The sequence below is a fragment of the Streptomyces sp. NPDC058289 genome (assembly GCF_042880975.1).
GTDB classification, from domain to species: Bacteria; Actinomycetota; Actinomycetes; order Streptomycetales; family Streptomycetaceae; genus Streptomyces; species Streptomyces stoeckheimensis.
This window is the reverse complement of sequence record NZ_JBHVYI010000002.1, coordinates 33,335-48,837: the sequence shown is the minus strand read 5'-3', so window position 1 is coordinate 48,837 and position 15,503 is coordinate 33,335. Positions and strand designations below refer to the sequence as shown.

Here is a 15,503-nt window from a genome sequence, read left to right as displayed (position 1 = left end):
CGGTACAAGGACAAGAGGCGGGGAGGCCCGAAAAGGATTCAGCCGAAGGTTCCGAGTCGGGTCATCTCCCTGCACGATCCGGACGCGACCCTGCACAATGGCCTCCGGCAAGGTCAACGGGGCTCACATGAGGCCCAGTTGTCCGGCGGCTGGGGGAGAGGCTATGGAACGGCAGATCCAGGAGATCGAGCTGCCCAACGGGGAGACCGTGCTAGCGCGCGTCAGCGTGATGCGCCCCGAAGACGCTCCCCGCGGATCGGACGAGTTCGCCTACGACGACGTGGGCGCGCTCGACCACCTGACCGCCCGGGTGGATCAGCTGAACGAGCTGGTCAGCGGCATCGGTTCCGCCGTACTCGAATCCGCGCGGGCCGCCCGCCCCGACGAGGTCAGCGCCACCTTCGGGATCGAGCTCGCGGTGAAGCCGGGCAAGGCCGTCGCCATGCTGGCGGACGGCGAGGCCAAGGCCGCCATCTCGGTCACCCTCACCTGGAGCCGCCGAGATGCCGAAGGCAGGGTGGGCCCGGGCCCGGACGACGCAAGCGGATGACGGCGGCGAAACTCGAAGAGCTCACACGCCGCGCCACGGTGCGGATCGGGCCCCGAGGAGACCCGGACAGGCTCTGGGGCACCGGGTTCTTCGTCGCACCCGGCTGGGTGCTCAGCTGCGCCCACGTGATTCCCGGAGTGGACCAGCCGGAAGCGGTGGGCACCTTCCTGGTGCACGGACTGCACGGCAGTACTCCGGCACGGCTCGGGTACTGGCTGGGCGGGGGGTTCGACCCCGAACAGGACCTCGTGCTGATCCGGCTGGAGGACGACTCGGTCCGGCACGCGTGCGTACGGCTCGGCGACCGGAGCGACGCACCCTCACGGGTGACGGTCTACGGGTGGCGTGCGGCCGAGGGCTCCAAGCCCCAGACGTGGAGCGGGCACTGCGTCATCAACGGCAGTGACGGATCGAGCGGACTCACCCTCGGCCCCGAGACCGAGATCCCCCACGGGGCCTCGGGCGGCCCGGTGCTGGACCGGGACCGCGGCGCCGTCCTCGGTGTGGTCAAGGCGCGCAGGCGCGGCAAGGACGGCGGGCTGGCCATCGCCGCCACGGCGCTGCGCGGGTTCGCACGGGCGGTGCCCGTCGGTGGTGAGCAAGGGCTGGGGTACGAGCCGTACCGGGAGCTCATCCGCGCCCACGACCAGTGGCACCACCGCATGCGGGAGGAGCCAGGCTCGGCCGCGAAGTCCTGGGTGGCCGCGCAGGAAGGGCTCGTACCCTCGGGCGAGCGGGTCTGGACCCCGAGGGACAGCGCCGCGGCGTCCGCCCTGCTGGCCGAACTGCCTCCGCCCGTCTCCACGCGGGAACTCGAATCGCTCATCGAGGTCGCGGTGGGCGAGGAACCCCTGTGGCCGGGGGCGGTGGCCGCGCGCGACTGGCGCGACGGACACGGCTGGCTCTACGAGACGGCCGACGGCGACGACATCGCCTTCCTGCACTACCTCCTGCTCGTGGCCAGGACCTGCGCCGCGGAACGGCCCGGGCCGGCCGCCGAACTGGAACGCTGGGTGCAGCAGCGCGCCGGACGCCTGCCCGTCTACTACCGGGCGCTGCTGAAGACGCCCAGGATCGCCGCCTGGGTCGCCGCGCGAGCCGCCGGGGCGGAGGCGGGCGGCCCGGTGGTCGCGGTCGAGCTCCGCCCGGACGCCTACCGGCCGCAGGACCGATTCCACTGGCGGATCTGGACCTGGGCCGAGAAGGCGGGCTGCTTCCACGCCTGGGACGAGGGGGACGAGGCGGAGGGAGCCTCGCTCGCCGAACTGCCGTACCTCCTGAGCGAGCCGCTGCACGAGATCTTCGGCCGGACCGACACCGAGGACAGGCCCGCACGGCTCGAATTCGCGCTGCCCGTCGAGTGCTTCGACGAGGACGTGCACCTGTGGCGCTCCCGGCTCGTCGCGCGGAGCATGAAGCCGGACCCCGCCGACCAGCCCTTCGGCGTCCACCGGCAAGTGGTCCTGCGCCCGCTGGAAAGGGCCGCGACCCCCCGGGAGCTCCACAGGGAGCGCTGGCTGGGCGTGGCCGAGGGGGCGCTGGAAACGCTGCCCCTCAGATGGCCCGAAGCGGGGAGCGAGGTGCTGGAGGCAGCGCCGGCCGGGGCCGTACCGCTGGTGTGCAGAACGGCGGGGGACGGGGCCGAACCGCTGCGCGAGGTGATCAGGGCGGGATACGCCGTCGCCCTGTGGCGTCGGGGCGACCCGCACCAGGCGGGCTGCGGCACGCCCTGCGGGGACCTGGAGGACCGGGTGGCACGGCTGCTGCGCCGGGCCCGTCAGGCCGGCGCCCTGCCCGAGGAACTGCGGATGCTGCGCGAGCGCATCAGCAGGGCCGACGTCGATGCGGACTGGGCCGAACCGCTGGCCCTGCTCTACGACGACCCGGACCGTCCGCTCCCCGAGCCGGCGGGCCTGCTGAACTCGCCCTGACCCCGCCGGCAGCCCGCCCCACCGCGATCGCTATCCGAGGAGCACGTCATGACCACCCCCGACTGGTTCGTCTTCCGGGGCACCGGCGAACCGCACGACGGTGTCGACCGCCTGCCGGAACCGCCCCCCTGGCGCGACTTCGACGGCTCCCCGGTGGTCTCCGGGCCCCCGTCCCTGGGCGCGGAGTCGACCCGGCGGCTGGGCTCCGAGGCAGCCATGGGATCCGCGGGCCTCGCCTGGCGCCCGGCCGAACTGGAGATGATCAACGCCGCCCTGTACCTGCGGCGCCCCCTTCTCGTGACGGGCGAGCCGGGCTCGGGGAAGTCGACGCTCGCGCACGCCCTCGCCCACGAACTGGGGCTCGGCCGCGTACTGCACTGGCCGGTCGTCAGTCGTACGACGCTGCGCGAGGGGCTGTACTCGTACGACGCCATCGCCCGGCTCCAGGACATGCAGCTGGCCCGTGAGGGAGGCGAGGACCACACGCGGGACATCGGCCGCTACCTCCGCCTCGGCCCGCTCGGCACCGCGCTGCTGCCGTACGACAAACCCCGCGTGCTCCTCGTCGACGAACTCGACAAGAGCGACATCGACCTGCCCAACGACCTGCTGAACGCACTGGAGGAAGGGGAGTTCACCATCCCCGAACTCCAGCGCCTCCAGGCCGTCCAGGAGGCCGTCGAGGTCGATACCGACGACGACACCCAGGCCGAGGTCACGAAGGGCAAGATCCGCTGCCGGGCCTTCCCCGTGGTCGTGATGACCAGCAACGGCGAACGGGACTTCCCCGTACCGCTGTTGCGCCGCTGCCTCCGTCTGGAACTGTCGTCGCCCAAGGACGACGAATGGGGCACCGGCCGCCTCCGGTCCATGGTCCGCGCCCACTTCGGCGAAGACGACGCCGAGGCCAACGACACCCTGATCCGGCAGTTCCTCCAGAGCAGGCCCGGCGCCCTGCGCACGGCGGACCAACTCCTCAACGCCATCTACCTGACGCAGGAGACGGTGCCCGGCAACGAGTCCGACCGGCAGCGGCTGGCCGAGATGCTGATGCGCCCCCTCGACCACGGTGAACCCGGGCCGAACTGATGGCCGCCAAGCCCCCCAAGCCTCCCGAGCCCGCCACGCCGCAGCCTCCCGAACCCCCGCCGCCTTCCGTGCCGGGCGGTGAACCGGCCGGTGTGCCCGCCGGCCCGGCGCCGCTCGTGGAGCTGGTGCGCAGGCTGCTGTCCGCGGGCGCGGAGCCGACGGCCCGCGAGCTCGCCGAGGCGCTCTGGCTGGCCCGGCACGTGGATCCGGCCGCGCCCTCCCTCCGGGCACCGGCCGAAGCGCCCTTCGCCGGTGCACCGGTTGGGGATGCACGGGACCCGGCCGGGGACGAGCCGGGCCCGAGCGGCGCCGCCGCCGCCGAGAGGGGCCCCGCAGCCACCGGCGGCACGGCCGGACCACCGGAGCGCACCCGCCTGTACGCGGACCACCCCCGCCCCCGCGCCCGGGGCGGAGGCCCCGCCGACGACCTCGAACGGGTCCGGGTCCCGATGGCCACCGCCCTGCCGCAGCCCCTGGCGCTGGTGCGCGCCCTGCGCCCGCTCCAGCGGTACCGGGCACCCACGCGCCCGGTGGAGGACCAGCTCGACGAACAGGCCACCGCGGAACGGGCGGCGCTGACGGGCCTGTTGCTGCCCGTCAGCCGTTCCTCCACCCGGCGCGAGGCGCGGATCCGTCTCGTCATGGACGTGTCGACCTCGACCCCGGTGTGGCAGCGGACCCTGGGGGAACTGAGCGAGATCCTCGCCGGGACCGGAGCGTTCCGCGAGATCCTGGTCCACCACGTGCGCGAGGCCGGGGACGGAAGGCTGCTGATCGGTCCCGCCCGGGACGGGAGCCGCCCGTTCTGGGGAGCGGAGCAGCTGAGGGACCCGTCCGGCCGGCAGCTGACGCTGGTGCTCAGCGACTGCGCCGGACCGCTGTGGCGTGCGGGACGGATGCAGCGGCTGCTCCACCGCTGGAGCGCGGTGGCACCCGTCGCCCTGGTCCAGCCGCTGCCCCAGCGGATGTGGCGGCGCACCCATCTGCCGGCTCTGTCGGGAACGCTGAGGCACCCCGAAGGGCTGGCGAGCCGGCTCGAGTTCGTCCCGCTCGAAGGCGGTACGCCGACAGGCCCGGTCCCCGTACCCGTGCTCGCGCCGACCAGCGCGGGGCTGGGAGCGTGGGCGCGCCTCCTGTCGACGTCGACGGGGATCGCGCTGCCGGCGGCGGCGGGCTGGGTGGGCCCCGACCACGCACCGGCCCTCCCCGCCGGGACGGACCGTACGCCGCTCCCCGCCGAGCTGATCGGCTCGTTCCGCCGGACCGCCTCGCGCCCCGCCCTGCAACTGGCCGTGTCGCTCTCGGCCGTCCCCCTCAGCCTCCCCGTGATGCAGTTGGTGCAGCGCAGTACGGCCCCCGGAACGGGGCCGTCCGTCCTCGCGGAGGTCCTGCTCAGCGGGCTCCTGCGGCGGGCCGAGCCCGACGGATGGTACGAGTTCGTGCCCGGCGTGCGCGAAGCACTGCTGCGGGCGCTGCCCCTGGGCGAAGCCCTCCTCGTACTCAAGTACTGCGGGGAGTACGTGGAGCGCCACTTCGGGCGGCGCGCCCACAACTTCCCGGCCCTCGCCCGTGCGTACCTCACCGGCGAGGAGCAGCCCGACGAGAACGCCGAGCTGCTCGCCCCACAGGCCTTCGCCGAGGTCTCCGCGCTGGTGGCCCGGCGCTACGCACGGGCCGTGCCCAACCGAGGAGCGGTGCAGGAGCGGGAAGAGGAGGAGCGGGCCCGCGCCGAGGAGCAGACGCGGGCGGTGGAGGTGGTGCGGGCCGAGGAGCGGGCGCGGGCCGATCTACGGGTGCGGGACGAGCAGCGGGTACGGGCCGAGGAACGCGTGCGGATCGAGGAGCAGGTACGCACCGAGGAGCGTGCACAGGCCGAGGAGCAGGTGCGGATTGGCGAGGAGCGGGTAAGGGCCGAGGAGCGGGCGCGGGCCGCGGAACGACGACGGGCCGACGAACGGGCGCATGCCGAGGAACGCGAGCGGGCCGAGCAGCGGGCACGGGCCGAGGAACGCCTGCGGATCGAAGAGCAGGTACGGGCCGACGAGCGTGCGCGGGCTGCGGAGCCGGAGCGGGGACGGGCCGCGGCGCGGACGCACAGCGAGGAGAGCGACCGCGCCCGGAGCATCGTCGTGGTCTACAGCGGTTCCAACAGGGCTTGGGCGGTCTGGCTGGCCCACCGGCTGGAGGTCCACGGACTGGGTACCGTGCTGAGCCGCTGGGAGCCGGCCCCCGGGCAGCGGCTGGGGGACGAGCTGCGCCGGCTGTTGCCGCGCCGGGGCTCGGTGCTGATGGTGCTCAGCGAACGTTTCTTCGCCACGGGCGAGCGGACCGACCGGGAGTGGAACACCGCGTGGAGCACCCTCGACCCGTCGGAGCGGGAGCGGTTCGCCGCGGTCGCCCTGACCGAGGCGAGGCTGCCCGCGACGCCGCTGGAGCCCGTGACCCTGTGGGGTGTGGACGCGTACGAGGCGGAGTACCGGGTGCTGCGCCGCCTGGAGCTGCCCACCGACCGGATCGGCACCGAGACCGGCCGGAGCGGCCCCCGCTTCCCGAACGAACCGCCCGAGATCTGGGGCCGGATCCCGCGCCGCAACCCCGGCTTCACCGGCCGCGACGAGCTCATCACCCACCTGCGCACGACCCTGGTCGAAGCCCCGCGCGGGGCTTCCTCCGTCGTCCTCCTCGGGCTCTCCGGCATCGGCAAGACCCAGATCGCCACCGAGTACGCCTACCGGTTCGCCTCGGAGTACGACGTGGTGTGGTGGGTCCCCGCCGGGGACCGGCCCACCCTGCGCGAACACCTTGCCGCCCTGGCCGACGCCCTCGGGCTGACCCACGACTACGGCGAGCGGATCCAGACCGTGCTCGAAGCACTGCGGCGGGGAACTCCGAACGGGCGGTGGCTGATCGTCTTCGACGGCTGCGACGACCCGGACGACCTCACAGACCTGCTGCCCGTCGGTCCGGGCGACGTCATCATCACCTCCCACAACCGCGAGTGGGGCTCCCGGCAGCCCCGCCCCGTCGAAGTCCCGCTCTACGACCGCTCCGAGTCCGTTGCCTTCGTCAGCCGCCGGGCGGTCCGCCTGACCGCTGCCGACGCCGACCGGCTCGCCGCGGCCCTGGGGGACCACCCGCTCGCGCTCGACCAGGCCGCCGGCTGGCTCGCCGACTCCTCGCTCGGCGTGCGGGACTACCTCGCCCTGCTGGAGCAGGGCGAGGACTCCCGCGAGGCCGTCACCCTCTCGGAGGACTACCCGCTGCCCTTCCCGACCGCGCTGGCCATCCTCCTCAACAACGTACGCGTGAACTTCCCCGACGCCCTCGCCCTGCTGCAGTTGTTCGTCTTCTTCGCCCCCGGCCCGGTACCGCTGCGGCTGCTGCGGGATCTCCCCGCCGGCGAGGTGCCGGAACGGGTCGCCGGGGTGACCGGCGACGCGGGCCGGTGGAACGGGGCGCTCAACAAGCTGGTCCAGTTCTCCGTCGTTCGCCTGGAGCACTCGGGCCGGCCCGTGGGAGAAGGCGGCGGCGCCGGGCCGGACACCGCACAGATCCACCGCACGGTGCACCGTGTCGTCCGCGAGAACCTCTCCGAGGACGAAGCCGAACCGCTCGCCCGCGCCGTTCAGCGGGCACTCGTCGCGGCCGATCCCGGCCGGCCCGACGATTCCCGGCTCTGGCCCCGGTACGCCGAACTCGTCCCGCACCTGAGACCCTCCGGGGCCCTCACGAGCAGCGACCCGAAGACCCAGGCCTTCCTCCTGCGCTGCGGGCGCTACCTGGTACTCGCCGGCGAGTACGACACCTGCCTGCGCTTGTGCGAGGACATCGACCGCTCCTGGCGGGACGTGCTCCGCGCGGACCACCCCACCCGGCGCGAGCTCGCCTCCTTGAACATCACTGCGCTGCGCCTCCTCGGCCGGCTGCACGAGGCCGAGGAGGCGTCCCGCGAGCTCCTCGCACGCGACGCCGGGCCGGACCGCGACCGGAGCCGACAAGCCCTGCGGGAGGAGGGTGCGCACGGGCTCCTCCTGCTGGCCCGCGGCCGGTACGAGGAGGCCCGCGAGCGGATCGAGCAGGTGGTGCAAACCGCGCGGGAGCTGTTCGGCGAGGACGACGACGCCACCTTGCAGGGCCAGTACGATCTGGCCTCCGCGCACCGGTTGCTGGGCCGCTACCGGGAAGCCCGGGAGCTCGACCTGTACACCCTGCGCCGCCGCGAGGACGTGCTGCGGGCCCGGCACCCTTCCACCCTTGCCTCCGGCCTCGCCCACGCCGTGGACCTGCGGCTGATGGGGCACTACCAGGAGGCGCAGACCGCGCAGGAACAGAGCGTCAGGCTCATCAGGCAGGTGCTGGGACCCTCCCACCCGCTGGCCCTGCGCGCCGAGCACAACCTCGGGCTGTGCCTGCGCGGTTGCGGAGACGTCCCCGGCGCGGGGGAGCTGCTGCGGACCGTGTGGGAGCGGGCCACGAGCCTCTTCGGACCGGACTCCCCGGGCACCCTGGCGGTGGGCTGCGACCACGCCGCGTACCTCCGGGAGCACGGGGACCTCGTCGAGGCCCGCCGGCTCTGCGAGCCGGTGCTTCACGCGTACGAGAGGCAGCTGGGCCACGCCCACCCGTACAGCGTCGGCGCGCGGGACAACTTCGCCCTGATCCTGCGGGAGCAGGGCGAGCGCGAGGAAGCGCTGTCGCTGGCGGAGCGGGCGTTGGCCGGAATGCGGGGCGCGGTCGGTGAGCGGCACCCGTGGACGCTGGGCTGCGCGCTGAACGTCACCGGGCACCGCCACGTCATGGGGCTCGAGGACGAAGCCCTCTCCCTGAGCCGGGAGACCCTGCGGGGCGCGGAGCAGGCACTCGGGTCGAAGCACCCGATGACGCTCTCCGCGCAGATCGCCCTCGCCGCGGACCTCCGCGCCGTACGTGCGCGCGAGGAGGCGGCCAAGTACGAGGAGGCGGGGATCAGGGGCCTCGCGAGCGCCCTGGGCGCCCAACACGTCCGCACCATCGCGGCGAGACAGCGGATCCGCCCGTACTGGGACTTCGAGCCCATTCCGGACTGATCGTCGGGGGCGCCCTGCCTACCGCGTGGCGCCTCGAGTTGATAGGCAAGTGGTTACTTGCCTATCCTGTGAGAGTGGCCGACGAACTCTTCAGAGCCTTGGCCGACCCGACCCGCCGCACCATCCTCGACGAGCTCGCGGAGAAGTCCGGGCAGACACTGTTCGAGATCTGCTCCCGGCTGACGATGAAGCACCGGCTGGGCATCTCGCGCCAGGGCGTCTCCCAGCACCTCGCCGTACTGGAGGCCGCCGGACTCGTCGAGACCAGGCGGGAGGGCCGGTACAAGTTCCACGACCTGAACACGGCCCCGCTGCGGCAGATCGCCGAGCGATGGCACGTGCCCGACCCGCCCGGACCGGAAGAGAGCACCCCATGAAGATCCACCTGACCAGCGTCTTCGTCGACGACCAGGCCAAGGCCCTGCACTTCTACACCGAGATCCTCGGGTTCGTGAAGAAGCACGACGTCCCGCTGGGAGGGGAGCACCGGTGGCTGACCGTGGTCTCGCCCGACGAGCCCGGCGGCACCGAACTCCTCCTGGAACCCGCCGGTCACCCGGCCGCCAAGACCTACCGGGACGCACTCGTCGAGGACGGCATCCCGCTCGCCCAGTTCGCCGTCGACGACGTCAGGGCGGAGTACGAGCGCCTGCGCGGCCTCGGCGTCCGCTTCACCCAGGAGCCGCTGCAGATGGGCCCCGTCACCACCGCCGTCTTCGACGACACCTGCGGCAACCTGATCCAGCTCGCAACCGAGCCGAAGTAGCCGGCCGGCGCCTCGCCGGGGCCCGGCTCCAGGGGCCCGTGGACCTGCCTGCCCTTTCAGTGGCCGTTCCACTACCAGGCGTAATGGATCGGTTCGGGAACGGCGGGCTGGGCGGGCCGTCGTGGGAGGCCGGCTCCGTAGGTCGCACCGACCGGCGCAGGCTAAACTCTCGCCACATGACCAGCTCGGATACAGTCGATCGATTCCTTCAGAATCCTTATATTCTGGACCTCTTTGCCGGTCCGGGTGGTCTTGACGTAGCCGCGCACATGCTCGATGTGCCCTCGCTCGGGATCGAGTGGGACAAGGGCGCCTGTGAGACGCGTTACGCGGCCGGGCTCCGGACTTGGCACGCGGACGTCAGTGCCGTGCGTCGGGACAGGTTCCACGAGCTGCCCAAGGAACTGAACGTGCTGGCCGGTGGACCGCCGTGCCAGACGTACTCGGTGGCCGGGAATGGCGCGGGACGCAAGGCCCTGGACAAGGTCGAGAATCTCATTTACGCGTTGGTGAGGGACCGCGCGAGCGACGAGGAGATCGACAATCAGCTGAAGGAGCTGGGCAGCGACCCCCGAACCGCTCTGGTCCTGGAACCGCTCCGGTACGCGATCAAGGCTCTCAGCTGCCCGAACAGGGACGGACGACCGTTCGATGTGATCGTTCTGGAGCAGGTGCCCGCGGTCAAGGATCTCTGGGACGTCTACAAGAACGCCTTGGAAATGGGCCTGCCTGGCAAGGACGGGGCGAGATTCCAGTACAAGGTCGCCAAGGTCAAGACCCTGCGCACCGAGGCATATGGCGTCCCCCAGACTCGGCGCCGCGCGATCCTGATCGCGCGGCTCGAGAAGCACGGCACTCCTGCGGTGCCCCAGCCGACCCATCACACCTACAACTCTCACAAGCCGACGCAGGGTGGGCCGGAAGACGAGATGCTGGTGGCGCAGGCGCTTCAGCCCGAGCTGCCGATGGGGGAGACCGAGACCCCGCTCAGGCCCTGGGTTCCGATGCGCGATGTACTCAAGGCCACCAAGCAGAGGCCCAAGGGCAGGCAGCTTCCTTTCGAGATCGTGTCGAATTACGGCAGCGGCGGTGTTTCGACGGAGCGCGGCATCCGTACGGACGGACAACCGTCGTTCACCGTGACGGGGAAGGTCTCTCGCAATGCCGTTCGGCATACGAATGGCACTCTGCACGACGAGAAGCGCATGACCATCCCCGAAGCAGGCATCCTCCAGACTTTCCCCCCCGATTACCCCTGGAGGGGTGGCGACCAGTCGCAGCAGGTGGGCAATGCCGTGCCCCCGCTGTTCGGCATGCACGTGCTCGCGGCCGCGCTCGCACTGCCGCTCCCGCCGGAGGAGAAGCTGCGGGAGAGCTGGCCCAAGGCAGGGGCAGAGGATCGTGCCTCTCTCCGCAAGGAGGGCTGCGGGGCTCCGGACGGTTGTGGTCCCAACTGCCCGAAGCCCGAGGATCAGTCTTCCCCCTCGACATCCTCCAAGGCATCCCGCCCTCGGACCGGTGCGTCCGCGAAGAGGTCGGAGAAGTAGTCCACCAGGCGGCTCACGGAGAGCGCCGGTGCCGGTTCCTCGTCGGGGCCGGTCGGGAGCTTGGTGCGTGACACCTGGCGGGCATCCTCGGACTCGTCGATCCAGCCGAGCAGCGAGCGGGACTCGCGCTCGGCGTCGGGGGCGATCACGTCGTACATGAGCGTCGCGGCGGAGGCGTTGACGGCTCCGGCCAGGGCGTTGACCTCACGGCCGGTGGTGATCCCGCCCTTCTCGACGAGCCGGACGATCGCCTGGGCGGTGGGCCGGTGGTTGATCACGGACATGCGCAGGGCGGTGTTGAGGATGTCCTGGTTGCCGCAGGCCGTGACGACGGGTTCGTAGGCCGGGCCGTCACGGAAGAGCTCGGCCGCCCACCAGAGGCGGGCGAAGGCCTGCTTGTGGTACTGCCCCCGGAAGCGCTCGGCGGCCACCTTGGCCACCTTGCCGTCCTTCGGTTCCGGCAGGTGCCGCCAGACCACGTAGTCCGGGGCGACCCCGAGGGCGAGGTAGTTCCAGAGGCCGGGGTCGGCCGCCTCGCGGCGGGTGAGGCGGAGGGCGGCGTGCAGACGAGGGGCGAGCCACGCGTCGGCCTGCGTGGCCTTGAGCCCGTTGTGCCGGCAGTGGGCCATCGCATCCTCGGCCAGGTTCCGGACGGGCGACAGCTCGCCGCGCCGGTGGGAGTGCGCCAGGGGGTCGGTGACCTGGTTGAGCTTGATGCTCGGCACGTCCTCGCGGCCTGTGAGCAGTCCTTCGGTGAGGAACTCCGCAGCCTCGGCGTTGGGGAGCAGCGCGAGGTGCTCCGGGAGGTAGCTGGGCCGGTCGGTCATGCGTCGTCCCCCTGCGTGAGGCGTTCCAGGTCGCGGATGGTGGTGGAGAGCGTCCGGGGGACGCCTGCACGCCGCGAGGCGGCGAAGTGGATGCGGGGCTGGAGTTCTCCCCAGCCGGTGGCGGACGCTCCGGTGCGGGCCGAGTGCACCTCCCGCAGGGCGTCCTCCGGCTCGCGATCGGGGTACACGTCGGGGAGCATCTCCCGGAGCACGTCGCCCTGCCAGCCGTGCGGGAACAACGGGGTGCCGTCCTCCTCGATTTCCAGATCGCCGACGGCGGAGTGGAAGACGGCGGTCCAGACCTCGGAGCACATCTGGGCGATGAGGAGTTCCCGGACGGTCTTCTCGACGCCGTTGCCGCCGTCCACGGCGATCAGGTCGCCGAGGCCCTCGAAGTCGGTGTTGACGCGTACGACGGGGATCCGTCCGGTGGTGTCGACCAGCCAGGCGGAGTCCTTGAAGCGGTGGAGTCGGCTCGCCCCGGAGGCGAAGCCGACCATCTTGACGTCGAGTTCACGGGCGAGCGAGGGTGCGGACTCGATGACGTCCAGGAACCATTCCACGTCGGAGGTGGCGATCACCCGCCCCGGGACGCCGTCCACGGTGGCCACGACGTGAACGGTGAGGGAGGCGCGGTCGAGGAGGTCGCAGCGGTGGACGGACAGTTCGGCCGTGTGTTCGCGACCGTCGTCGGAGACCGGGGCGAACTCCACGGTCGTGCGGGTGTTGGTGGCGCGTTCGGTGAGTACGGCGACGACCTTGACGTCCCGCCAGGGCCCCGTGGGGTCCACTGCCTTGCCCGGGAGGCCGGCCGAGAGGCGGAGCCGTGCCTGGGTCCAGTCGGGTCGCTCTTCGTCGGGGCCGAGGGCCAGGACGCGTTCGACGGTGGAGATGTACTTGCTCTCCACGTCTTCCCAGGGCTCGCCCTCGGTCTTGAACTGGGCGCTGTCGACGCGCCAGGACACGTTGCCGGTGAGCCGTCGGTAGGGGTAGACCTTCACGCCTGCTCCCCCTTTCCGCTGCGGAGTTCGACGACGAGTCCGGTGAGTTGGGCCCGGACCGGGTGACGGGACACGTCGGTGATGCCGCGGAACACCGCCTTGCGGCTGCCGGGGATCAGGTTCAGGGACCCGTCGACGACCTCGCAGCCGCTGATGGCGACGAGTTCCTTCCAAGGGGCGGCGGGACGGGGGCCGGAGCGCACGTCGAACTTGGCGACCGGTGTGATCGGACGGTCCGTGTCGATGCTCGGCGACACTTGCAGGTCGACGGTGACCGACCAGGCTCCGGTCTCGTCGATCACTGCGTCCACGTGGTCCAGTTCGGGCAGGGCCGCGGTCCCGGTGGAGCGCGGCCTCTTCGTGGTGCCGCCCACCTTGAGCCGGCCGGCGATCTTGGCTTCTCCGCTGCTGCGGCGCTTGGCCCGGGGTACGGCGACCAGCTCGCGCACCGCGTTGTTGGCGGCCGCGGTCAGGGTGGAGATGCGTCGGTGCGCGGAGGGCGAGTAGCTGAGGCGGAGTTCCTCGGTCTGGCCCCACTTGTTGTGCTCGGGCGGCTCGGAGGCGCGGAGGAACTGTTCGGCCTCTTGGGCGCCGGGGGCGTGCTGCCCTGCCGCCCGGCCGGTGAGGAGGACGGCCTGGAAGGGGTTGGTGCCGATCGGGACGTTCGTGACGGCGCTGTCCTTGACGGTCATGCGGTTGCCCCGCATGGAGACCAGACGGTTGGGGCGGCCGTCGGCGTCCTCGGCGTGGGTGACCAGCAGGACGGCCTCGTGGGACACCCCACCGCGGACCTGGCCACCGTGCAGGGGCACGTTCAGCTGCACGGTGATGCGGGCGACCTCACCGGGGGCGGTGAGACGCTCGACGGTCTCGCCTTCCAGGAAGGCGCGCAGGGCGCGAGTACGGGAGGGCTGGGTGACCGACGGATCCACGCGCTCCTCGGGGATGAGGATCTCACCGTTGCGGTAGGTGCGGACAGACGCCTCCAAGTGGGGCTTGTGGGCGGCGCTGCCGGTCATCGCAGCCCAGAAGTTGCGGCCGAGCGCGTCGACGAGGCGGGCGTGCATGCGGTGGATGGAATCGTCGTCCTCCGTGGTCTCCTCCTCGTCCGCCGTGTGGGTGACGGGCGCCAGGCTGGCGACGTCGTGGGCACCGACGATGAGGAAGGACGTACCGGGGGCTGCGCTGTCACGGGTGAGGTGGAGCTTCTCGACGGTCTCCTCGTCCGCCCACCAAGACCGGGCCACGTCGGAGGACTTGGCGTCCGGGTCGGGACGTCCGAACCAGGCCGGGCCGGCGAATTCTCGACCGTCGACCTCGCGCCAGGGGAGGTCGAGCCGGCCGATCAGGCGACGTTCGGTGCGGCCCTCGTGGGGCTCGGAGAGCGTGGAGTTGATCAGCACGAGGCCGAGGCGGCTGGTGGCCCAGAGGGTGGCCTTGCCCAAGCCGTAGGAGCCGCCCGCCCCGGAGTCCGTCTTGTGACTGTCGAGCTGTCGGCGGACGACCGCGGCGAAGAGCCCGTTGTCGTAGTCGCCACCGGTCAGGCCGGTGGCGTTGTAGTCGTCGACCCGGAGCAGCACCAGGCGGTCGTGCTGGTACATGTCACGAAGCCCCGCCGAGATCGTGCGGGAGACCTTGCCCTGCTTGCCGGCGTCGGCGGCAAGTGCCTCGTAGTGGGGGAGCAGTTGCTCCCAGTCGATGGCCTCGCGGAAGCGCGCGAGGGCCTCGCCGGTGAGTTCGTGCAGGGTGTGCCGGACCCGGAGGGGCTCGGCGGGGTCGAGGCGCGCGTCGAGGCTGTTCTGGGTGGCCTCGCGGGCGAGCACCGAGACATCGGCTTCGAAGGCGAACGCGGCGGCGTTGCCGTACTCGCGGCCGCCGTCGGCGTGGGCGGGGCGGTGGTACCAGGAGACGGGCAGTCCGGCCTGGGCGTCGGAGCTGCGGGTGTGGATGGTTTCCAGGTCGGTCTCGAGTACGTCGGCGATGCGCCGGATGGTTTCGTCCCGAGGGACCGAGCGGCCTACGATCCAGGCGGAGACGGCGGCTCGGGTCATGCCCAGCTCGTCCGCCAGATCGGTCTGGCTCTTCCTGGCGTTCTTGAGCTGGCGTGCCAGCCAGGGGCCGAACTCCTCAGCCGCCTTCACGTCCCACCTGCTTCCGCTTCGTCCACTGGTGAGATCCACCGTACCGCACCGCTGTTGACATGGCGGAGGTCTGTCAAAGGCTCTTTGACGATGGGGGTCGCGTGCTCGAACAGGTCGTCGGTGCATTCAAATAGGAGGCTCAGGTTCCGCCCTATTTGGTCTCAATTCCCTGAAAATTCCGGCCACTTGGCGGTGGGTAGTGGCTTGAAGAGCATCTTGCGTTCCGGTGGGAACGCATGGTTGAGTCGGATCTTGGCAGTTGCGGAATCGACCGCGATGGCCGACCTCTCCCGTATCGGTTGTGGTTTCCTTCTCCTGCAACACGCGGTGGGGGGTGGAGAGTTGTAGGCTCGGGCCCACCCATGGCGCGGCCGGGAACATTTGCACGACGCACTGCCCCGTATGTCGGAGGCACTTCATTTCCTTGCCTGTTCGCCGGAATTCCGCCATGCATTTCCGCAAGGGCCTGTTTCCTCCTTACGTCACCCCGCACCACCTCGCATCATTTCCTCGCGAACATTCCCGTGAAAGCGAAAGTGCAGGTACCCAGGTGTCCTCGAAGAAGCCCCTGCCCGACATCATGCG

General features: G+C 71.5%; 10 protein-coding genes. 7 read left to right on the top strand and 3 right to left on the bottom strand.

Annotation, left to right across the window (positions count from 1 at the left end):
- The first annotated feature begins 163 nt into the window (after positions 1-163).
- From ACFVX6_RS01095 to ACFVX6_RS01065, 7 genes are all read left to right on the top strand, one after another.
- Positions 164-550 carry a CU044_2847 family protein gene (locus ACFVX6_RS01095; RefSeq protein ID WP_389686649.1) on the top strand — a complete coding sequence of 129 codons (387 nt, stop codon included), beginning with the start codon at positions 164-166 and terminating at the stop codon, positions 548-550.
- Complete coding sequence (locus ACFVX6_RS01090) at positions 547-2,481, top strand: trypsin-like peptidase domain-containing protein (RefSeq protein ID WP_389686647.1); 1,935 nt, start codon at positions 547-549, stop codon at positions 2,479-2,481. The genes ACFVX6_RS01095 and ACFVX6_RS01090 overlap by 4 nt, the downstream gene beginning before the upstream one ends.
- Before the next feature lie 48 nt (positions 2,482-2,529).
- Entirely contained in the window at positions 2,530-3,570 is a 1,041-nt protein-coding gene (locus tag ACFVX6_RS01085; protein WP_389686645.1) for an AAA family ATPase, read from the top strand.
- On the top strand, positions 3,570-8,636 hold the full coding sequence (gene fxsT, locus ACFVX6_RS01080) for an FxSxx-COOH system tetratricopeptide repeat protein (protein WP_389686643.1): 5,067 nt from the start codon (positions 3,570-3,572) through the stop codon (positions 8,634-8,636). The genes ACFVX6_RS01085 and fxsT overlap by 1 nt, the downstream gene beginning before the upstream one ends.
- 74 nt (positions 8,637-8,710) lie before the next feature.
- Positions 8,711-9,013, top strand: coding sequence for an ArsR/SmtB family transcription factor (locus ACFVX6_RS01075; protein WP_389686641.1), 303 nt, complete (start codon positions 8,711-8,713; stop codon positions 9,011-9,013).
- Positions 9,010-9,402, top strand: a complete 393-nt coding sequence (locus ACFVX6_RS01070) for a VOC family protein (protein ID WP_389686639.1) — start codon at positions 9,010-9,012, stop codon at positions 9,400-9,402. The genes ACFVX6_RS01075 and ACFVX6_RS01070 overlap by 4 nt, the downstream gene beginning before the upstream one ends.
- A gap of 176 nt (positions 9,403-9,578) precedes the next feature.
- Positions 9,579-10,949, top strand: a complete 1,371-nt coding sequence (locus ACFVX6_RS01065; RefSeq protein ID WP_389686637.1) for a DNA cytosine methyltransferase — start codon at positions 9,579-9,581, stop codon at positions 10,947-10,949.
- Here the strand turns inward: ACFVX6_RS01065 and ACFVX6_RS01060 are convergent.
- Genes ACFVX6_RS01060 through ACFVX6_RS01050 form a run of 3 tightly spaced genes read right to left on the bottom strand, consistent with a single transcriptional unit; the run spans position 10,874 to position 14,918 of the window.
- Positions 10,874-11,776, bottom strand: a complete 903-nt coding sequence (locus ACFVX6_RS01060; protein WP_389686635.1) for a DUF6339 family protein — start codon at positions 11,774-11,776, stop codon at positions 10,874-10,876. The two genes, ACFVX6_RS01065 and ACFVX6_RS01060, sit on opposite strands and share 76 nt — an antisense overlap.
- Entirely contained in the window at positions 11,773-12,777 is a 1,005-nt protein-coding gene (locus ACFVX6_RS01055) for a hypothetical protein (protein ID WP_389686633.1), read from the bottom strand. Before ACFVX6_RS01055 ends, ACFVX6_RS01060 begins: the two co-directional genes overlap by 4 nt.
- Positions 12,774-14,918 carry a helix-turn-helix transcriptional regulator gene (locus ACFVX6_RS01050; protein WP_389686631.1) on the bottom strand — a complete coding sequence of 715 codons (2,145 nt, stop codon included), beginning with the start codon at positions 14,916-14,918 and terminating at the stop codon, positions 12,774-12,776. The genes ACFVX6_RS01055 and ACFVX6_RS01050 overlap by 4 nt, the downstream gene beginning before the upstream one ends.
- Positions 14,919-15,503: the final 585 nt, after the last annotated feature.